Genomic DNA, 19,751 nt, shown 5'->3' with positions numbered 1-19,751 from the left:
AACAATAGGTATTGTAAATTTATTTTTTTGTTAACTTTAGTTAAAATTATTAAACACGACTGAATATGCGTTTAGACTATGAGCATGAAAATCGACCACTAAAATCAAAGAGAAATTACCTTATTATTCTTTTTAATATTATTACTTTATTACTTCTTATCAACTATTTACCTTATGAGCCACAAGTGAATAAAGGACTGGCTCTTTTAGTCTTTGTAGCTGTGTTATGGTTGACAGAAGCAATACATGTGACCACCACAGCCGTATTTGTACCTGTGCTTGCTATAGGTCTTGGGTTGACGGATACTAAGCCCGCTTTAGCTTCTTTTGCAGACCCTACTATATTTCTATTTTTAGGAGGTTTTGTATTAGCAGGAGCGCTGCATGTACAGAAACTAGATATGATCATAGCCAATAAGATTATGTACCTCGCTAAAGGAAGGTTGTCTTATGCTGTATTTTATCTCTTTTTAGCTACAGCTGTATTATCAATGTGGATTAGTAATACTGCTACAGTAGCGATGATGTTACCTTTAGTGATAGGAGTATTAGGTCAGTTAGATAAAGAGAAGTATAGAAGTACCTATGTGTTTGTACTCTTAGGTATTGCATATAGTGCTAGTATCGGAGGGATGGGAACAGTAGTAGGTAGTCCACCTAATGCCATCGTTGCTTCTCAGTTAAATATTTCTTTTGCAGAGTGGATGAAGATGGGGATTCCTATGGTCTTGATATTATTACCATTGATGATAGGGGTGATTTACTTTGTGTTCAAGCCTAAGCTAGACTTTGAGTTTAAAGCTAATACAAAGAAAATCCCAATGACTTCTGATAGATGGTTGACATTAGCTATATTTATTACTACAGCGCTATGCTGGATCTTTAGTGACCAGTTAAATCCACTAGTAGCTTCCCTAGTAGGCTTCGAAAGTAAGTTTAGTAATTTTGACACCTTTATTGCCTTAGGAGCATTTATGTTGATCTGTGTGAGTCAGGTTTCTAGATGGAAAGAGTTACAGCACAATGTGGATTGGGGAGTTCTTCTTTTATTTGGAGGAGGTTTGACTTTGAGTATGGTACTTAGAGATTCTGGCGCAAGTGAAGTTTTAGCAGACTTATTAGTATCAGTGATTAAGGATAGTAGTTATTTCACTATTGGGCTAGTAGTATCGTTCTTTATTGTATTCTTGACAGAGTTTACTTCTAATACAGCTAGTGCCGCTTTGTTAGTTCCTTTGTTTATAACGATATCAGACCAGTTAGGCTTACCGCCATTAGGATTGTCTATGATTATAGGTCTAGGAGCTTCGTGTGCCTTTATGTTGCCTGTTGCTACTCCACCTAATGCCATTGTATTTGGTACAGGTGATATTCGTCAGAAGGATATGATGAAAGCAGGTTTTGTATTGAATATTATCTGTGCGGTATTAATTGCTATTATCGCGTATTTCTTTTGGTTACAATAACTAAATACAAGTTATACTATATAAAGTAAATGGGCTGTTATCTTTTGATAACAGCCCATTTATTATTTAGTCTCTCGTGATGAGATATACCTTATTTTATATCCTAGTATGGTTTTTCGTCTCTTCCTTCGTAGAAGTTGATGAAAGCTCTATTTACCACTCTATTTCCTCCTTTAGTAGGATACTCACCAGTGAAGTACCAGTCTCCTAAATTCTTAGGACAAGCGATATGTAAGTTCTCTACAGATTGGAATACAATCTTAACTTCAGACTTTATGTTTACATCCTTCACCATTACAGCGATTTTATTAGAAATCTCTTCATCTGTAAATGGCGCATAGATATCTTTTACATAGTTAATGACTTCATTGTCTTGTAAGTGCTCCTGTGCTTTAGACTTTTTATATACTTCATCCACGATATGATATAAGTTGCGGTCTTTTAGTAACTCTATAGCCGCTTGGAAAGCGATTAATCCCTCTAGCTTAGCCATATCGATACCATAGCAGTCAGGGTATCTCACCTGTGGAGCAGCAGATACTACCACGATACGCTTAGGGTTAAGTCTATCTAGCATACGGATAATACTCTTTTTAAGTGTAGTACCACGTACGATACTATCATCGATGATCACTAAGTTATCAGTAGGTTTGATCACACCATAAGTCACATCGTATACGTGAGCTACTAAGTCGTCACGACTACTGTCATCTGTGATGAATGTTCTCAGTTTAGCATCTTTTACAGCGATTTTCTCTGTTCTTAGTTTTACAGATAAGATCTCTTGTAACTTCGCTTCAGATAAGTTTTCTTTATTCTTTAGAATATCACTTATTTTACGTTGATTAAGGAAGTCTTGTGCTCCTTCTACCATTCCGAAGAATGACGTCTCAGAAGTATTCGGGATATAAGAGAACACAGAGTTATCTGTATCATCTCCGATCGCTTTTAATACCTCAGGGAAGATTAGTTTACCTAAGTCTTTTCGCTCTTGGTATATATCTGCATCATTTCCTCTAGAGAAATACACTCTCTCAAAAGAACACGCTTTAAGAGGAAGAGGCTCTAAGATTTGTTCAAATTTTACAGAAGCATCTTTGCGGATAATGATAGCCTTACCAGGATCTAATTCTTTAATCTCTTCAAAAGGTACATTGAATGCAGTCTGTATCACAGGTCTTTCACTAGCTACTACCACAATCTCATCATTCTCGAAGTAGAATGCAGGGCGTATACCGGCAGGGTCACGTAATACGAATGTATCACCATGTCCGATCATACCAGCCATCGCAAAACCTCCATCCCAGTTCTTAGAAGCACGACGTAAGATACGTGCTACATCTAGACGTTCTCCGATTAGTGGAGACGCTTTCTTTTTAGTATATCCTTCTTGTTTTATCTTATAGTATAAGTCATTTACTTCATCATCTAAGAAGTGTCCTATCTTCTCCATTACTGTAATGGTATCAGACATTTCTTTAGGATGCTGACCTAGTTCTACTAAGTCTTGGAATAAATCACGTACGTTAGTCAGGTTGAAGTTACCCGCTACGATTAGGTTTCTGTGCATCCAGTTATTCTGGCGCAAGAATGGGTGAACACTCTCGATATTGTTCTTTCCGAATGTTCCATATCTTACGTGACCTAAGAAAACCTCTCCTAGATAAGGAATGTTTTTTTTCTGAAGGCCTACGTTGTTTTGGTATTCAGGGTGTGCTTCCATCTCTTCATTGATACGCTCATTGATCTGCATGAAGATATCCTGAATAGGTTGTGCTTTGTTTGAACGAACACGACTAATGTATCGCTCCCCAGGTTCCATATCAAGTTTAATACTTGCTAGTCCAGCTCCATCTTGTCCTCGGTTGTGCTGTTTTTCTAGTAATAGATACATCTTTTGTATCGGGTAGAAAGCACTTCCATACTTCTCTTTGTAGTAGGATAACGGTTTTTTTAGTCTTAGAACCGCTATACCGCATTCGTGTTTTAAAGCGTCGCTCATGTTAGTTGTGTGTTGTTGTTGAATAAAAAAAGCCCCATAACGAGGCTTATAATTTTACATTATTGTTTTAATTCGATATCGAATTGAGTTAACATTTTAAATTGTTGTAGTCTTCCCACCACTTCTTTGTCGTTTAATTTTTCCATCCTTGATGTTCCAAATTCTTCTACACAGAATGATGCAAGATTAGAGCCATATATAATAGCGTTCTTCATATTTCTGAACGAAACATTGCTGCTCTGTGTCAAATAACCTGTAAAACCACCTGCAAAAGTATCTCCAGCTCCTGTCGGATCGAACACTTCTTTTAACGGTAATGCAGGTGCGAAAAATACGTCTTTATCTTCAAATAATAAAGCACCATGTTCACCTTTTTTAATAACAACGTATTTTGGTCCCATAGTATGAATAACTTCAGCAGCCTTCACTAGAGAATACTCTCCAGATAGCTGACGTGCTTCTTCATCATTGATAGTGATAACATCGATTCTTTTTAGCACTTCCTTTAATTCATCTAGCGCACAATTCATCCAAAAATTCATGGTGTCTAGAACGATAAGTTTAGGCTTAGCGGTTAATTGATCTAATACTTTGATCTGAATGTTTGGGTGTAGATTACCTAGCATTACTACATCAGATTCTTTAAAATCTTCTGGTACGATAGGATTAAAATCAGCCAATACATTAAGTTGTGTATCTAAAGTATCTCTAGAGTTTAGATCATTATGGTATCTACCACTCCAGAAGAAGGTTTTTCCTTCTTTTACTACTTCTATTCCAGTAGTATCGATGTTTCTACTATTTAAAAGATCCAAGTGCTCTTGTGGGAAATCATTTCCAACCACAGACACTATAGCAGATTTAATATTAAAGTGTGAGGCAGACAATCCGATGTATGTCGCTGCACCACCTAATATCTTGTCTGTTTTTCCGAATGGAGTTTCTATTTCATCAAAGGCCACCGTCCCCACTATCAGTAATTTATTCATATTTTTTGCAAAGAAATAAGCTACAAATATATGGCAATACTCTTTTTACTACCAAATTTAAAAGCTATAATTAACTATTTTGCTAACACTGAGTGTTTTAGTATAGATTGTTGTTTTTAATGCAATTATCTAGTACTTAGTCAGTATTATTCTATAAAAAGATGATGTCGTCATCTTTATCACATGCTGTTATTTAACACAGAATTAAATAATTATAAAGTCTTTTCTCTGAAGCTTATCTGGCTTCTTTTTTAGAAACTACCCGATGCATAATACAGCATGCACAGGAGTCTATACATTAGCTTAAAGATAGTGAAATAATCATAATGATAGCTATGCAGAAGCTTCTAAAAAGCGCCTTCTTCAAGAGTGCCACAACACCTCTTCAAGATTCCTTCAACAAAAGCCTTGTTAGCTAGAGCAATCTTGGAGAAATGTTGAAGAAGTGTTGAAGGAAACGCTTCTACTGCTTATAAATACTAAGGTTAGAGGGGGTTAAGGTTTATTGTATGATTTGCCTTTTTTTGTATTAATATGTTGGTAATTAGTGATTTGTGTTTATTTTCTCAATAAATTAGGTATAAAAAGTGTGCTGTTTTTTCTGCTAAAAGAGGGTAAATACCCCCTAATCTCGTCAAAAAACAGAAATAAGGAGTTGTAGTTAGCCTTTTATAGGTCTAAAAAGTGTTTTTTAAGGGGATAGAATAGAAAAAAGGGAAATGTTTTTTAGATTTACGATAACGAACTAACTAATAACCTTATTAATTATGAAAAAGAGCTTAATGCTTTTAATGGTGTGTGCTATGGGAACTCTCGCTAGTGCTCAGGTACGTATTCCTTTTAGACTGACTAAGTATAATAATCTAATACTAAAGACAGTTGTGAATCAGAAGGATAGTCTAGACCTGATGTTTCAGGTAGCGATGGATGATGGCGCTATCTCGCCTGTGCGTGTGAATAAGGTAGAGCATATCATTTTTGACAAAGAAGATTATAGTGCTTCTAATACAGTAGAGATTAGCGGGCATTTGTGGGATGGTATTTCTTTTGTAGATAATCAGTATAGCGGATTAGAGTCAGATGGTAAGATCGGTATGGCGTTGTTTAAAGATAGCGTATTAGAGATAAATTATGATAAGGAAGAGTTAGTCTCTTATACGAGTATGCCTAGTGTAGAAGGATATCAGTCGGTTCCTGTTCATTATCGAAACGGTGCGATGTTTATCGATATGCTGAGTGAGATAGCTGGGCGGGAGTATGTACATCCTTTTTATCTTCAGTCTGGGTATTCGGGAGGGATACTATACGATGATAATTTTGCGGAGGAGAATAGGTTAAAAGATAAACTGGTTACTATAGATCATAAAGAATTAAAGAACTCAGCAGGAAAAAGTGTGATCACGAATACTGCTGAGGTGACTAAGGTGAGTTTAGGTAGTGCTGAATTACAGCAGGTGAGAGTGGCGTACTTCTCAGGAGAATTAAAGAATCAATCTTTTAGTCTATTTGGAGCAGATATGATGAAACGTTTTAATTGGATTATTAATGCTGATAGAACTAGGGCGTGGATAAAGCCGAGTAAGCATTATAAGGATGAATTTATAAAATTATAGAAGAGTTATGAGGGGGATAAGTATAGTGTGGTTCATATTTTGTTTTCTTGTGCCTTCTTTAGTGTCAGCACAGGGATCACATATTATAAAAGAGCCTATCGTATTATTAATGAATGCAGCAACAGGAGAGAAAGAAGTAAGAGACGCTAAACAGCTTAGATTTATTGGTAATCCGATACAAGAGGATGGTCTGCTTAAGGAATTTCAAGTGAAAGTATATGAAAACAGTGGTGTATACTATGTGTTTAATTTCTCTGTTGTAGCGTCAGGCGTTGTATTAGATACGAAGGCAATGGGGCAGGAGATGTCGATTAGTGAGTTTTTTAAATTTGCTGAGTTAAAAGCTACTCAATATAATAAAGTTAATAAAAAAGTAGGTAGACCTTATTTCTCTTTGGCATCTGATTTGATATTTGAAAGTATAATTCTTAAAGAAACTAAAGAAGATGGTACATCAGTTTATTATACAACTGAGAATAAAAACAGAAGTGGAATGCTCTGTTATAGAGAGGTTTAATAAAATGATTGAGAAGAGAGATAAATACTATGAGGGAATTGACTTTAGAGAATGTGATATCTTTTTTGAATACTGATACGAGTCGACAAGAAAAGGTGATTACTGAGAACAGTGATATTGCTTATAATTTTGGATACGGTCTTGATATAGATGATTTACTTATTTCGCTAGAAGATGAGTTTGAGGTGAGTTTTGAATATTTTGAATTTGACCGTTATTTTTATCCCGAAGGTTTTGAATATAGTTTAAAGGGGTGTGTGATGATGATGGTTAATGGGGTTTTGTTACCTTTTAATATTGTAATCGCTATTTTAAGATGGGTATTTAATGTTCCAGAGCAGTATAAGCCTGATCTTAATAAGGAACTGTGTACGCCTGTAACTCTTTATGAGTATATGATGAAGAATAAAAAGAGTATGTAGTTTATTTTGTAATCATTAATATGTTTATTTTTGTTAAAAAAATACAATTAATGAAAAAAGAATACTTTATCTCTATTAATGGCGAAAGTCAGGGGCCATATCAGTTCTCTGAGTTAGGACAGTTTATAATTTCTCCGACTACGCTAATCTGGCATAGTGAATTGCATGATTGGACAGAGGCAAGATTTCTACGAGAGTTTGAAGTGTATCTTCAGAGACCGATGTATAGTACGCCAAATTATGGGTATAATCAAAATGTTAGTTTGGCTTATACTAGGGATAATCGATATGTGATTGTAACTACGCCTACAGAACGAATTCACTATCGATACGCTGACTTTGGAGAGCGTTTTGTAGCAGGGTTATTAGATGGTTTGATTCTTTTAATACCAAGCCTCTTTTTTCCATTTATAGCTGGGTGGCTCTATTATTCATTAATGCAGAGTAATGATGGACAAGCGACTATAGGGCAAAAAACGATGAAGATCATGTTACTTGACTGTAAGGGGCAGCGAGTAACTTTTGGTCAAGCTACAGGGCGATTTTTTGCTAGATTATTATCTGGTTTTATGTTATGTATTGGATATTTTATGTTTTTCTGGTCAGATCAGAAGCAGACTTTACACGATAATCTAGCGGAGACTCTAGTGGTGACAGAGATTCGTAGAGAGAGGCTGTAAGTATAATATATGTGCTATAGTGGATGAGGTGATGTCATAAGGAAAGTGTAATCAGGGATTATAATACGAGGTAAGAAGAAAATAATGAAAGAGTTTTCTAATGACAATAAACAATGCCAATATCAGATAATGAATTAGCATACTTCACAGAATATGGAGCTAGTGAGTTATGCGATAGGTTATTTAGTAGTGACTTAGATTTTTCGGATATAGAGAGACCTTCTCTTATGTAGTATAACGACAAAGAGCATCCCTTAAAAAGATGCTCTTTGTTGTTTTATTAATTTTCTTCAGACTCGTAATATTCGTCTATTAATAATTTAGTTCCTGTTGCTGCTTTTACTGCAAGGACGTCACATCGTTCGTTCATGGGGTGGTTGTTATGTCCTTTTACCCATTTAAACTGGACGTTGTGTTTGCGGTATACTTTTAAGAAGCGTTGCCATAAGTCAGGATTCTTTTTGTCTTTAAAGGCTTTTTTCTCCCATCCGAATACCCATCTCTTTTCTACAGCGTCTACCACATACTTAGAGTCCGATACGACTAGGACATTAGTACCTTCGTTCTTTAGCATTTCCAAGCCTACGATCACCGCTAGTAGTTCCATGCGGTTATTGGTAGTTTTGCGATATCCTTGGGATGCTTCTTTATAGACATTATGACCTGCCCACTCTAGTATCAGTCCGTATCCACCAGGACCAGGGTTACCTCTAGAGGAGCCATCGGTATATAGTATTACTTGTGGCAAATTCATTTATAATATTAAAATAGTAGTTTCTCGATTACTTGTGGGAAGTGTAGGTGTTCTAGTTTAAGTACAGCTGCTCCTACTTCTTCTGGTGTATAGGAAGGCTCTATCGGAGTAGAAGCTTGGAATATAACAGCTCCTTCATCGTAGTTTTCGTTTACATAGTGAATAGTGATTCCAGACTCTTTTTCTTTATTTTCTACGACTGCAGTGTGTACGTGATGACCATACATTCCTTTACCACCATATTTAGGCAATAATGCTGGATGTATATTAATTACTTTATTCGGATATTTTTTAACAAGGTCATCGGGAAATTTCCATAAGAAACCTGCTAATACAATTAAATCAGGTTGAAATTGTTCTAATTTTTGAGATACAGCGCCATCATTTAGCATATTTCTGTCAAAAATCAGAACTGGAAGATTTCTTTTTTCAGCTTTTTCTATTACCTTAGCATTTTGGTTGTTAACCAATATAAGGTATTGATTAGAAATAGACTTGCTTTCAAAGTAGTTGATGATGTTTTCTACATTAGTCCCTGAACCAGAGGCGAATAGAGCTATGTTTTTCATGTAGTTAGTTGTGTTATGAAGTTGAAAGTACAATAAATAAGTACAAAAAAAAGAATAATAACTGACAATAAATAGAAAAATAGCGATAAGTATTAATAATTTTTATAATTTCGCACCGACAATTAACATGGAAAATCAGGATTTAAAATAAAGTTTTTTATTTTTGCCTACGAAATTAAATTTAAAATTAAAGATTATGTCAGACATTGCATCAAGAGTAAAAGCGATTATCGTTGACAAATTAGGTGTTGACGAGAACGAAGTTGTAGCAGAAGCAAGCTTCACTAATGATTTAGGAGCTGATTCACTAGACACTGTTGAGCTTATCATGGAGTTCGAAAAAGAATTCGATATTCAAATTCCAGATGACCAAGCTGAAAACATTGCTACAGTTGGACAAGCTATCTCTTACATAGAAGAAGCTAAAAAGTAATAACTATATCCCGCGTGTTTATTCCATAAACATGCGGGTGTTATTATTTTTTTGAAAATGACTGATTTTTAGAAGAAACAAAAAAGGACAGATTGGCAACAATCTAACATATACAATCAAACAAACACCCCAATGTTTCCTTTTTTTACAAAAGTGAAGATTGGGATTTTTTTTTATAGTACAAACCATATAAGTTATTTTATGAAATTAAAGCGAGTTGTTGTAACCGGTTTAGGTGCCCTTACGCCAATTGGAAATAATATTCAAGAGTATTGGAACAACCTAATTAATGGAGTAAGCGGAGCTGCACCCATTACATATTTTGACGCTACCAATTTCAAAACTCAGTTTGCGTGCGAAGTAAAGAATTTTAACGTAGAGGATTTTATCGAGAGAAAAGAAGCACGTAAGATGGACCGTTATGCACAGTATGCTATGGTTAGTGCAGACGAAGCGATCAAAGATTCAGGATTAAATTTAGAGACTATTGATTTAGATAGAGCAGGAGTTATTTGGGGTTCAGGTATTGGAGGATTAGAAACATTCCAAAACGAGGTGACAAACTTCGTAGAAGGAAATGGAATACCAAAGTTCAATCCTTTCTTTATTCCTAAAATGATAGCGGATCTTGCTGGTGGACATATTTCTATGAAATACGGTCTGAGAGGGCCTAACTTCACTACAGTATCTGCATGTGCATCATCTACTAATGCTATTATCGATGCATTTAACTATATTCGTTTAGGTATGGCTGATATCTTCGTAACTGGAGGTTCTGAGGCTGCTGTAACGATAGCAGGTATCGGTGGATTTAATGCAATGCATGCACTATCTACTAGAAATGATGATCCTAAGACTGCGTCTAGACCAATGGACAAAGACAGAGAAGGATTCGTATTAGGAGAAGGAGCTGGAGCTATTATCTTAGAAGAATATGAACATGCTGTAGCACGTGGTGCTAGAATCTACTGTGAGATCGGTGGAGGAGGTATGTCAGCTGATGCTCACCACTTAACAGCGCCACATCCAGAAGGATTAGGAGCTACTAATGTGATGATCAACTGTCTTAAAGATGCTGGATTAGAGGCTAAAGATGTAGATGTGTTAAATATGCACGGTACTTCTACACCACTAGGAGATATCGCAGAGTCTAAGGCTATTCTTAACGTATTCGGAGAGCATGCTTATGAGATGAACTTGAACTCGACTAAGTCGATGACAGGTCACTTATTAGGAGCTGCTGGTGTTATCGAGGCTATCTCTGTGATTTTATCATTAGAGCACGGTATTGTTCCACCAACAATCAACCATTTTACAGATGATGAAGCGATAGATTCTAAGCTAAACTTCACATTCAATAAAGCACAGAAGAGAGATGTTAAAGTTGGAATGAGTAATACATTCGGCTTTGGAGGACACAATGCTTGTGTGTTGGTTAAGAAATTAGAGAAGTAAAATCATCCTATAAAGATGAAAAAGTTACTAAATAGAATATTCAATAATTCCCGTTCCTTCAATAATGAAGACGGGAATTTTTGTCGAAAGGTGACTGAGATAGTCGGTGTAAAACCAGTAGAACTATCTTATTATAAAATTGCATTCACGCATCGATCGATGAATAGATGTGATGAAGAAGGTCATCCCGTTAATTATGAACGCTTAGAGTTCTTAGGTGATGCAATGTTAGGATCTGTTATTGCTTCTTATTTATTTATAGAAGTTCCGAGTGGTGATGAGGGTTATTTGACGAAGATGCGTTCTAAAATTGTGAGTCGTGAGAATTTGAACCAATTAGGAAAGGATTTAAAATTAATCTCACATGTAGAAAGCAAGATGGGTAATCAACAGTTCGGAGAGAATATACATGGTAATTTATTAGAAGCTATTATAGGTGCTATTTATCTAGATAGAGGTTACCCTGCGTGTGAGAAGTTTATCCACGAACAACTGTTGAGCAAGGTATCTGATATCCAAGAGTTAGAAACGAAGATAACTAGTTATAAGAGCTTGCTAATCGAATGGTGTCAGAAGAGAAAGCATACGTTTAAATACGATACTTTCGAAGAGGATACAGCAGAAGAATTAAAGTACTTCGGTGTACGTCTGTTTATAGACGATAAACTAGTCGCTAAAGCGAGAGCTACATCTAAAAAGAAAGCAGAAGAAAAGGCATCACAACGTGCATACTTCGCATTTCAAGAACAGATAAAGCAATAATTTTTGTTAATTCCTTAACGTTTATATAATCTATTATGGTGAGGTTATACAAATATAGCTCGATAAAAGTTGTATATTTGTGTAACTAATTTCTTATATGGGTATAATAAAATATAAGCTTGAAGACTTTGATAGTGAGGATTATCGCTTGATCGCTATACATACTTCCAGAAAAGAAGATTATAAAGTAGTGTATTTTATTAATTCAATACTTGAAATTAATCTAGAACGAAGTAAGAGGGATGTAGACATCTTTACAGATGTGGGACACGCTTTTTTTTCATTCTATGAGTATGATGACTTTGATCATCATGTGTATTGGAAGGTGGTAGCGAATAAAGCTTTTCTAATACCTGAGTCAGGGTTAGACTCTCCCTTATTTGTCTCAGCCAATCATCCAGTAACTAAGCAAGGGTATTTATTGCCCGAATTAAAGTCAGTCGATTATTTGATTAAGATAGAAGAAACTGATAGTCAGTTCGAAATTGGTACAATCATTGATCGGTTGAATTCAGTAAAAATTATATCTGCAGCTTATGAGATAAAGCAAGAGATATTAAAAAATAAAACGAACTTAATTTTTTAAAAATATGTTAGCACAAAAAAAGACGAAAATCGTAGCAACGTTAGGACCAGCATCTAGTACGAGAGAGGTATTACATGATATGATTAAAGCTGGTGTAAATGTTTTTAGAATCAACTTTTCACATGCTGATTATAAAGATGTTCAAGAGAAAGTAAATATAATCCGTGATCTAAATAAAGAATTTGGATATACTACTTCTATTTTGGGTGACTTACAAGGTCCTAAATTAAGAGTAGGTGTGATGTCTGAAGACGTTATCGTGAATCCTGGTGATGTGATTACATTCTCTACGAAAGAAGAGTTTAAAGGTGACGCAGAACGTGTATACATGAATTATAAAAAATTCCCAACTGACGTTAACGCAGGAGAGAGAATTTTATTAGACGATGGTAAACTTATCTTTGATGTATTAGAAACTAATGGAGAAGATGAGGTAAAAACTGTAGTTGTACAAGGTGGACCACTTAAATCTAAAAAAGGGGTTAACTTACCAATGACGAAAGTATCATTGCCAGCGTTAACGGAAAAAGATATTAGAGATGCTATTTTTGCTTGTGAGTTACAAGTAGACTGGATCGCATTATCTTTCGTTCGTACACCTGAAGATTTAATGGACTTACAGAACTTGATTAAAGAACATTCTGATCACAAGATTCCAATCATTGCTAAAATCGAAAAACCAGAGGCAGTAAAGAATATTAAGAAGTTAGTAGCTTACTGTGATGGTCTGATGGTAGCTCGTGGAGATCTAGGTGTTGAGATTCCTGCTCAAGAGGTGCCATTGATCCAAAAAGAATTAGTTCACGTAGCTAAGAATGCTAGAATCCCTGTAATAATCGCTACACAGATGATGGAGACGATGATCTCTAGCCTTACTCCTACTAGAGCTGAGGTAAATGACGTTGCAAACTCTGTAATGGACGGTGCTGATGCTGTAATGTTATCAGGAGAAACTTCTGTAGGAGCATACCCAGTACAAGTAATCGAGAAGATGACACAGATTATTCAAAGTGTTGAGACTTCTCCATTAATTAAAGTACCACAAAGTCCACCTACAATCAAGACAAACCGTTATATCACTAAAAATATTTGTTACCACGCTGCTTTAATGGCGAATGATATCGAAGCTAAGGCTATCTGTACATTGACAAATAGTGGTTATACAGCGTTCCAAATTTCGGCTTGGAGACCAAATAGTAATATATTAGTATTCTCTTCTAATCGTCGTATTATTACTCAATTAAACTTGTTATGGGGAGTTCAGGCTTTCTATTACGATAAATATGTGAGTACTGATGAGACTATTGAGGATATTAATGCTATGGTAAAAGATAAAGGATTAGCTGAGCCAGGTGATATGGTTATCAATTTAGCAGCAATGCCAATTATCGAAAAAGGTATGGTGAATACACTAAGAATATCAGAGGTACAATAATTATCGTACTTCCACAATATAGAAAGCTCAGGACATGGTTCTGAGCTTTTTTTGTTTAATCCAGTATGGCATAGCATATAATTAATGAGAAATCTGAGGTAAGGGTATAAAAAAAGCTCCATTGCTGGAGCTTTTAATAGTTTGTAATGAGGTGCAAAAATTAATTATTTTGCCTCTGCGTATCTTCTTGCTACTTCCGCCCAGTTGATAACATTAAAGAAAGCATTAATGTAATCAGGACGACGGTTTTGGTAGTTTAAGTAATAAGCGTGTTCCCAAACATCCATTCCTAAGATTGGAGTTCCTCCACAAGCAACACCAGGCATTAATGGGTTGTCTTGGTTAGGAGTACCACATACTTCTAATTTACCATCTTTAACACATAACCAAGCCCATCCAGACCCGAATTGTGTAGCACCAGCTTTAGCGAAAGCATCTTTAAAGTTTTCGAAAGATCCGAAAGCAGTATTGATTGCATCAGCTAACTCACCTGTTGGCTGACCACCTCCATTAGGAGTCATTACTGTCCAGAATAAGTTGTGGTTATAGAAACCACCACCGTTGTTACGAACAGCTCCATTAGACATGTCTAAGTTAGCAAGGATATCTTCGATAGTTTTTCCTTCTAAAGCTGTTCCAGCGATAGCTGCGTTTAAGTTAGTAGTATAAGCATTATGATGTTTTGTATGGTGGATTTCCATCGTACGTGCATCAATATGTGGTTCCAATGCATCGTATGCATATGGTAATTTTGGTAATTCGAAAGCCATAATTCGTATTATTTAAAGATTAATATTAATTTTATTTCAAATTTAAACAAATAAAGCCTAATATGGAAGGTTTGTAATGTTTAATATAAGTTAATAAATAGAACCTACTTCATGCTTGATAAGCCTTCATTCTCAATATATAACGCGTCTGCTGGGTCTGGAAAAACCCATACTTTAGTTAAGGAATATCTTAAGATTTTACTCCTTGATAAGCAAGATGACGCCTATAAAAAGATACTTGCTATTACTTTTACGAATAAAGCTGTAGCAGAAATGAAGACTCGTGTTGTATCTTGTCTAAATGCTTTTTCTAAAGAAGAGCTAGATCCTAAGTATGCAAGTATCTTTAATCAAGTACAGGAAGAAACAGAATTAGAGGAAGGATTTATAAGAGCTAAGTCAGGACGTATTATCAGAAGTATTATTCACAACTATGCTTCTTTTGATATCTCTACGATAGATAAGTTTACGCATAAGGTTATTCGCTCTTTTGCTTTTGATTTAGAATTGCCGATGACTTTTGAGGTGTCTTTAGATTCAGATGAATTACTACAAGAGGCGGTGGACGCAGTAATCGCAAAAGCTGGTGTGGATAGTGAATTGACAGATTTGTTGATTGATTTTTCTATTGATAAAGCAGATAATGATAAGAGCTGGGATATCACGAGAGAGCTGAAAGAAGTAGGAGCTTTGCTATTAAATGAAAATAATAGAGAAGAAATAGCGTTGTTCTCTGAGCATACTTTACAAGACTTTGTAAAAGTGAGAGATTTTCTTCGCGAAGAGATTAAAAAGATTACAGCAGAGAGCATTGTTCTGGGACAGAGTATAATGGACTTAATAGAGTCTAAAGGAATGGATAAAACTTCGTTCTCAGGACAGTATTTTGTCAAGCATATAGAGAATGTGATTCAAGATACTGTAGGTACAACCAAGCGTTATCACGAATTTGATGATATTAAAATAAAGAAGACTGCTAAAGATGTGGAGTTAATCGAAGCTTTTATACCAGATTTTCTAAAGGTGTTAGCGCAGGTATATGATTTGTATTCTCGTAGAGCTTTTTATACTGCTTTCTTGAAAAACCTTACCCCTCTATCACTGTTAAGTACTATAGGGCAGGAGATGGATAAGATTCAAGAGGAGCAAAATATATTGTCGATCACTCAGTTTAATGCGATTATTCACAATGAAATACAGAATCAACCAGCTCCATTTATCTATGAGCGTTTAGGAGAGCGATATCATCACTTTTTTATAGACGAGTTTCAGGATACATCAGAAATGCAATGGCAGAACTTGGTACCACTGATTGATAATGCATTAGCAGGAGAAGATCATACAGGAACTAAGGGAAGCCTGATGATAGTAGGTGACCCTAAACAGTCTATCTATAGATGGCGCGGAGGAAAGGCAGAACAATTTATTGCTTTGAGCAAGGATGAGAATCCCTTTGCTAATCCTGATAAACAGACCGTGAACCTTGGTCGTAATTATCGAAGTTATGCTGAGGTCATTCAATTTAATAATAGATTTTTTAAGGATGTCTCTCGCAACTTTATTAACGAGGATTATAAAGATCTATATGAGAATAATAGTTATCAAGAAGTTAATAGTAAAGCTGGTGGGTATGTAAATATTGAATTCTTACAAAAGGATGAAGGAGAAGAGGCAGAAGAGAAGAATATGCAATATGCGCAAGCTACGCTGAATACTATACAAGGCGTTTTAGAGCAGGGGTTTGATCTGAAAGATATTGTTATTCTAACACGTAAGAGAGACCATGGTGTGCTATTAGCAAATTACTTAACAGAGAATGGTCTAGAGATACTTTCTTCTGATTCGTTATTGATTAACAATGCTAGTGAAGTGAGGTTAATCATTAATGTACTGAAGTTCTTAAAGACAGAGCGCGATCTAGAAGCAAAAATGATGATGCTGTACTATGTAAGTGGTAAGCAAAGTGATTTGACAAAGAAACATGACTTTATAAAAGCGGGACTTTCTTTTGAGACTGAGTTAGAATTAGAAGCTTGGTTAGTAGACCACAATGTGCCTATCTCATTTGAGGCTTGTCGTTCGAAGTCATTGTACGATGCTGTTGAGGCTATTGTTTTAGCTTTTTTACCAGATAAGAGTGCTAGTTCTTATGTTTTGTATTTCTTAGACTTGGTATTAGAAAAGTCTTTAAAGAATCAATTTGGGATTAGTGACTTCTTAGAATATTGGAATACAAACTATCACAAGTTTAGCATACCGACACCTGAAGGTAGAAATGCTGTGCAGATTATGACGATACACAAATCTAAGGGGTTAGAATTTCCAATTGTTATATTTCCTTTTGCAGAAGAGGATTTCACACGCCCTAGTCGTGATAAACTATGGGTGAATATAGAGACGGATAAAGATCAGATAATGTTCCCCAAAGCTTTGGTTGACTCTAAGAAGGAAGTGGTGGAATATGGTGAGTATGCTCAACTTCTGTATGAGAAAAAAGAACAAGAGATGTTGCTGGATAATGTAAATGTTCTTTATGTAGCATTGACTAGAGCTGAAGAACAGTTATATATTATTAGTTATAAAAACGTAACAAGTAAAGGAGAGTTTAGAAATAATTTATCTAAACTATTCTTAGATTTTTTAGTGACAGAAGGTGTTTATAATGACGTAGATTTAGTCTATGGATTTGGAGAGAAGGTAAAGGTTTCTAAAAGTAAAGAGGTCATTACGGATGAAGTGAATAAAATGATTCTTCCTGTAAAGAGTGTATTGGATTTTGAAGCAATCAAAATTGCACAGAGGGAAGCTTTGATGTGGGATTCTCATAACCAAAAAGCGATAGAGTATGGTAACTTAGTCCATAAACTGATGTCGTTTATAACAGATTATCGCGATGTAGATGCTGTGGTAAGAGAAGGGCTAGAAAAGGGATTGATACAAGAGGATGCAAAGGAGCGTTTTAAGGAGATTATTCAACGTATCGTGAGTAACCCCGATTTAGAGATTTTCTTTAGAGAAGATAATATTGTATTTAACGAGCGAGTAATCATAGGGCCTTATCAGCGCAATACTATACCAGATAGAGTAGTGATAAGAGGAAGACAGGCTTATATATTAGATTATAAAACAGGTAAAGAAGAAGAGAAATATAAAGACCAGGTGAAGGCTTATGGCCAGTCTTTAGTAGAAATGGGTTATGAAGTCGTTAAAATGGTGTTGCTATATACAGGGGAGAACTTAAATATAATACATTTGTAAAAGAGTATAAATTGTTTAAAACTTAAAATATTATGTACGGAAAGATTAAAGATCATCTTCAGAGTGAATTAAAGTCAATAGAGGATAACGGATTATTTAAAAAGGAGAGAATTATTACTTCGCCACAAGGTGCAGAGATTACTGTTTCTACAGGGGATAAAGTTTTAAACTTTTGTGCAAACAATTATTTAGGATTGTCATCACATCCAGAAGTAATTCAAGCAGCAAAAGATACATTAGATACCCATGGATTCGGAATGTCTTCAGTGCGTTTTATTTGTGGAACACAAGATATACACAAGAATTTAGAAGCAACTATTGCTGATTTCTATGGAACAGAAGATACTATTCTTTATGCAGCAGCTTTTGATGCTAATGGAGGAGTATTCGAACCATTATTAGGTGCAGAAGATGCAATTATCTCTGATAGTTTAAACCACGCTTCAATTATTGACGGAGTGCGTTTATGTAAAGCAGCTCGTTATCGTTATGAAAATAACAATATGGCTGAGTTAGAAGAGCAATTAATTAAAGCGAATGAGGCTGGTCACCGTTTTAAAATTATCGTAACGGATGGTGTATTCTCAATGGATGGTCTAGTAGCACCATTAGATAAAATATGCGATTTAGCTGATAAGTATGATGCTTTAGTAATGGTAGACGAATGCCATGCTGCTGGATTTATCGGAGCCACAGGTAAAGGAACATTAGAAGCTAAGAACGTAATGGGACGTGTGGATATCATCACAGGAACTTTAGGTAAAGCTCTAGGTGGTGCAATGGGAGGATATACTACAGGTAAAAAAGAAATTATTGAATTATTAAGACAACGTTCTAGACCCTATTTATTCTCTAACTCATTAGCACCAATGATTGTTGGAGCTTCTATTAAAGTATTTGAAATTTTAAAACACGATACTTCATTACGCGATAAGCTAGAGTGGAATACAAACTACTTCAAAGACGGAATGAAAAAGGCAGGTTTTGATATTATTGATGGAGATTCTGCTATTGTACCAGTAATGTTATACGATGCTAAATTATCACAAGTAATGGCAGATAGACTACTAGAAAAAGGAGTTTATGTAACTGGATTCTTCTTCCCTGTGGTACCAAAAGATAAGGCGAGAATCCGTGTACAATTATCAGCTGCGCATACTCAAGAGCATTTAGATAAAGCTATCGCTGCATTTACAGAAGTAGGTAAAGAGCTAAAAGTTATTCAATAAAAAAGGTTAATACAATAAAAAGTACTATTCTTAACGAAATTTTTTGTAAATATTGATTGATAATTGTACTTTTGCTAGATTATTACGGTAAAGTAAAAAATAAAAGTTATGAAACATTTCAACAAATTATTTGCAGCAGCAATTCTTTGTGCAGGGCTTTCAGCTCACGCGCAAGACGCTGACCATCCGTGGGCTGTAACTGTTGGAGCAAACGCAGTTGACACAAAAGTAAGTTCAGCTAAAGGTTTTGCACACAGAACAGGAGGATATTTTAAAACGGATAACTGGAATATCTTACCATCAGTATCTTACTTAAATGTAGCTAGATACTTAGGTGATGGATTCTCTTTAGGTTTAGTTGGGTCTGTTAATAAAATTGACAAATTCATCAAATCAGAAGCAGAAGGATATGAAAAGTACAATCCTGGAGATTTAACTTACTACGGAATTGACGCAGAAGTTAAATATAGCTTCAAAGAGATTTTGAAATCGAAAGTAGTTGATCCATTCATCTTAGTAGGTGGAGGTTATACTTTTATGGGAGATGCAAGTCAAGGAACTGTTAATGGAGGAGCTGGATTAAACTTCTGGTTTACTAAAAACGTTGCTTTAACTGTGCAATCTACTTATAAGCATTCATTCTCTGATTCTAGAACACCAGACGTAGGAGTTGCTTCACACATGCAACACTTTGCAGGTATTCGTTTCCAATTTGGAGGAAAAGATACTGACGGAGATGGAGTTTTAGACAAATATGACGAATGTCCAGAGATCCCAGGTTTAGCTGAGTTCAACGGATGTCCTGATACAG

At 35.5% G+C, this 19,751-nt stretch carries 18 protein-coding genes; 13 read left to right on the top strand and 5 right to left on the bottom strand.

Features of this window, described 5'->3' with window-relative positions; genetic code table 11:
* Positions 1–65: 65 nt before the first annotated feature.
* Positions 66–1,466, top strand: coding sequence for an SLC13 family permease (locus AABL87_RS15430; RefSeq protein ID WP_071306981.1), 1,401 nt, complete (start codon positions 66–68; stop codon positions 1,464–1,466).
* Between the two features lie 103 nt (positions 1,467–1,569).
* Here AABL87_RS15430 and AABL87_RS15425 read toward each other — a convergent pair whose 3' ends face one another.
* Both AABL87_RS15425 and AABL87_RS15420 read right to left on the bottom strand, forming a co-directional pair.
* Complete coding sequence (locus AABL87_RS15425; protein WP_341277577.1) at positions 1,570–3,468, bottom strand: amidophosphoribosyltransferase; 1,899 nt, start codon at positions 3,466–3,468, stop codon at positions 1,570–1,572.
* A 59-nt stretch (positions 3,469–3,527) separates the two neighbouring features.
* Positions 3,528–4,457, bottom strand: coding sequence for a PfkB family carbohydrate kinase (locus AABL87_RS15420; protein ID WP_006264501.1), 930 nt, complete (start codon positions 4,455–4,457; stop codon positions 3,528–3,530).
* 767 nt (positions 4,458–5,224) lie between these two features.
* On the opposite strand from AABL87_RS15420, the gene AABL87_RS15415 reads away from it, so the two are divergent.
* Genes AABL87_RS15415 through AABL87_RS15400 form a run of 4 tightly spaced genes read left to right on the top strand, consistent with a single transcriptional unit; the run spans position 5,225 to position 7,689 of the window.
* Positions 5,225–6,070: a hypothetical protein gene (locus AABL87_RS15415; protein ID WP_286401244.1), complete on the top strand. Its 846-nt coding sequence runs from the start codon at positions 5,225–5,227 to the stop codon at positions 6,068–6,070.
* A 7-nt stretch (positions 6,071–6,077) separates the two neighbouring features.
* On the top strand, positions 6,078–6,587 hold the full coding sequence (locus AABL87_RS15410) for a hypothetical protein (RefSeq protein WP_341277576.1): 510 nt from the start codon (positions 6,078–6,080) through the stop codon (positions 6,585–6,587).
* A gap of 29 nt (positions 6,588–6,616) precedes the next feature.
* Entirely contained in the window at positions 6,617–7,009 is a 393-nt protein-coding gene (locus AABL87_RS15405) for a DUF1493 family protein (RefSeq protein WP_006259888.1), read from the top strand.
* 50 nt (positions 7,010–7,059) lie between these two features.
* Positions 7,060–7,689 (top strand): RDD family protein, encoded by a 630-nt coding sequence (locus AABL87_RS15400; protein WP_006264504.1) that lies wholly within the window; start codon positions 7,060–7,062, stop codon positions 7,687–7,689.
* Between the two features lie 280 nt (positions 7,690–7,969).
* Here AABL87_RS15400 and rnhA read toward each other — a convergent pair whose 3' ends face one another.
* Complete coding sequence (gene rnhA / locus AABL87_RS15395) at positions 7,970–8,443, bottom strand: ribonuclease HI (protein ID WP_006259886.1); 474 nt, start codon at positions 8,441–8,443, stop codon at positions 7,970–7,972.
* Positions 8,444–8,451: 8 nt separating this feature from the next.
* Positions 8,452–9,012 (bottom strand): phosphoribosylglycinamide formyltransferase, encoded by a 561-nt coding sequence (gene purN, locus AABL87_RS15390; protein WP_006259885.1) that lies wholly within the window; start codon positions 9,010–9,012, stop codon positions 8,452–8,454.
* Between the two features lie 196 nt (positions 9,013–9,208).
* Between purN and AABL87_RS15385 the strand changes: the two genes are divergently transcribed.
* The 5 genes from AABL87_RS15385 to pyk all read left to right on the top strand — a co-directional run bounded on the left by AABL87_RS15385 (position 9,209) and on the right by pyk (position 13,683).
* Entirely contained in the window at positions 9,209–9,445 is a 237-nt protein-coding gene (locus tag AABL87_RS15385) for an acyl carrier protein (protein WP_002988156.1), read from the top strand.
* A 201-nt stretch (positions 9,446–9,646) separates the two neighbouring features.
* Positions 9,647–10,900: a beta-ketoacyl-ACP synthase II gene (gene fabF, locus AABL87_RS15380; protein ID WP_025125226.1), complete on the top strand. Its 1,254-nt coding sequence runs from the start codon at positions 9,647–9,649 to the stop codon at positions 10,898–10,900.
* A gap of 15 nt (positions 10,901–10,915) precedes the next feature.
* Complete coding sequence (gene rnc / locus AABL87_RS15375) at positions 10,916–11,662, top strand: ribonuclease III (RefSeq protein ID WP_006259882.1); 747 nt, start codon at positions 10,916–10,918, stop codon at positions 11,660–11,662.
* Positions 11,663–11,759: 97 nt separating this feature from the next.
* Complete coding sequence (locus AABL87_RS15370; RefSeq protein WP_006259881.1) at positions 11,760–12,248, top strand: IPExxxVDY family protein; 489 nt, start codon at positions 11,760–11,762, stop codon at positions 12,246–12,248.
* Positions 12,249–12,252: 4 nt separating this feature from the next.
* Positions 12,253–13,683 (top strand): pyruvate kinase, encoded by a 1,431-nt coding sequence (pyk, locus tag AABL87_RS15365; RefSeq protein WP_006259880.1) that lies wholly within the window; start codon positions 12,253–12,255, stop codon positions 13,681–13,683.
* Positions 13,684–13,847: 164 nt separating this feature from the next.
* Here the strand turns inward: pyk and AABL87_RS15360 are convergent, their stop codons facing one another.
* A complete protein-coding gene (locus tag AABL87_RS15360) occupies positions 13,848–14,453 on the bottom strand; it encodes a superoxide dismutase (protein ID WP_006259879.1) in 606 nt (201 codons plus the stop codon).
* Between the two features lie 111 nt (positions 14,454–14,564).
* Here AABL87_RS15360 and AABL87_RS15355 point away from each other — a divergent pair, with 111 nt between their 5' ends.
* The 3 genes from AABL87_RS15355 to AABL87_RS15345 all read left to right on the top strand — a co-directional run.
* Positions 14,565–17,711 (top strand): UvrD-helicase domain-containing protein, encoded by a 3,147-nt coding sequence (locus tag AABL87_RS15355; RefSeq protein WP_286401239.1) that lies wholly within the window; start codon positions 14,565–14,567, stop codon positions 17,709–17,711.
* 32 nt (positions 17,712–17,743) lie between these two features.
* On the top strand, positions 17,744–18,940 hold the full coding sequence (kbl, locus tag AABL87_RS15350) for a glycine C-acetyltransferase (RefSeq protein ID WP_006262388.1): 1,197 nt from the start codon (positions 17,744–17,746) through the stop codon (positions 18,938–18,940).
* A 108-nt stretch (positions 18,941–19,048) separates the two neighbouring features.
* Positions 19,049–19,751 (top strand): outer membrane beta-barrel protein (locus tag AABL87_RS15345; RefSeq protein WP_423212695.1); only part of this gene is annotated, 703 nt, incomplete at its 3' end.

The organism is Myroides sp. C4067 (assembly GCF_038039665.1).
Classification (GTDB): domain Bacteria; phylum Bacteroidota; class Bacteroidia; order Flavobacteriales; family Flavobacteriaceae; genus Flavobacterium; species Flavobacterium odoratimimum.
This window is presented reverse-complemented; position numbering and strand designations above follow the sequence as displayed.

What these genes read in the sequence shown, in the direction of transcription:
- AABL87_RS15415 (WP_286401244.1), top strand. Translation starts at nt 5,225, where the DNA reads ATGAAAAAGAGCTTAATGCTTTTAATGGTGTGTGCTATGGGAACTCTC.
- AABL87_RS15355 (WP_286401239.1), top strand. Translation starts at nt 14,565, where the DNA reads ATGCTTGATAAGCCTTCATTCTCAATATATAACGCGTCTGCTGGGTCT.
- AABL87_RS15370 (WP_006259881.1), top strand. Translation starts at nt 11,760, where the DNA reads ATGGGTATAATAAAATATAAGCTTGAAGACTTTGATAGTGAGGATTAT.
- rnc (WP_006259882.1), top strand. Translation starts at nt 10,916, where the DNA reads ATGAAAAAGTTACTAAATAGAATATTCAATAATTCCCGTTCCTTCAAT.
- AABL87_RS15430 (WP_071306981.1), top strand. Translation starts at nt 66, where the DNA reads ATGCGTTTAGACTATGAGCATGAAAATCGACCACTAAAATCAAAGAGA.
- AABL87_RS15425 (WP_341277577.1), bottom strand. Translation starts at nt 3,468, where the DNA reads ATGAGCGACGCTTTAAAACACGAATGCGGTATAGCGGTTCTAAGACTA.
- fabF (WP_025125226.1), top strand. Translation starts at nt 9,647, where the DNA reads ATGAAATTAAAGCGAGTTGTTGTAACCGGTTTAGGTGCCCTTACGCCA.
- AABL87_RS15400 (WP_006264504.1), top strand. Translation starts at nt 7,060, where the DNA reads ATGAAAAAAGAATACTTTATCTCTATTAATGGCGAAAGTCAGGGGCCA.
- rnhA (WP_006259886.1), bottom strand. Translation starts at nt 8,443, where the DNA reads ATGAATTTGCCACAAGTAATACTATATACCGATGGCTCCTCTAGAGGT.
- AABL87_RS15405 (WP_006259888.1), top strand. Translation starts at nt 6,617, where the DNA reads ATGAGGGAATTGACTTTAGAGAATGTGATATCTTTTTTGAATACTGAT.
- purN (WP_006259885.1), bottom strand. Translation starts at nt 9,012, where the DNA reads ATGAAAAACATAGCTCTATTCGCCTCTGGTTCAGGGACTAATGTAGAA.
- AABL87_RS15385 (WP_002988156.1), top strand. Translation starts at nt 9,209, where the DNA reads ATGTCAGACATTGCATCAAGAGTAAAAGCGATTATCGTTGACAAATTA.
- AABL87_RS15410 (WP_341277576.1), top strand. Translation starts at nt 6,078, where the DNA reads ATGAGGGGGATAAGTATAGTGTGGTTCATATTTTGTTTTCTTGTGCCT.
- kbl (WP_006262388.1), top strand. Translation starts at nt 17,744, where the DNA reads ATGTACGGAAAGATTAAAGATCATCTTCAGAGTGAATTAAAGTCAATA.
- AABL87_RS15360 (WP_006259879.1), bottom strand. Translation starts at nt 14,453, where the DNA reads ATGGCTTTCGAATTACCAAAATTACCATATGCATACGATGCATTGGAA.
- AABL87_RS15420 (WP_006264501.1), bottom strand. Translation starts at nt 4,457, where the DNA reads ATGAATAAATTACTGATAGTGGGGACGGTGGCCTTTGATGAAATAGAA.
- pyk (WP_006259880.1), top strand. Translation starts at nt 12,253, where the DNA reads ATGTTAGCACAAAAAAAGACGAAAATCGTAGCAACGTTAGGACCAGCA.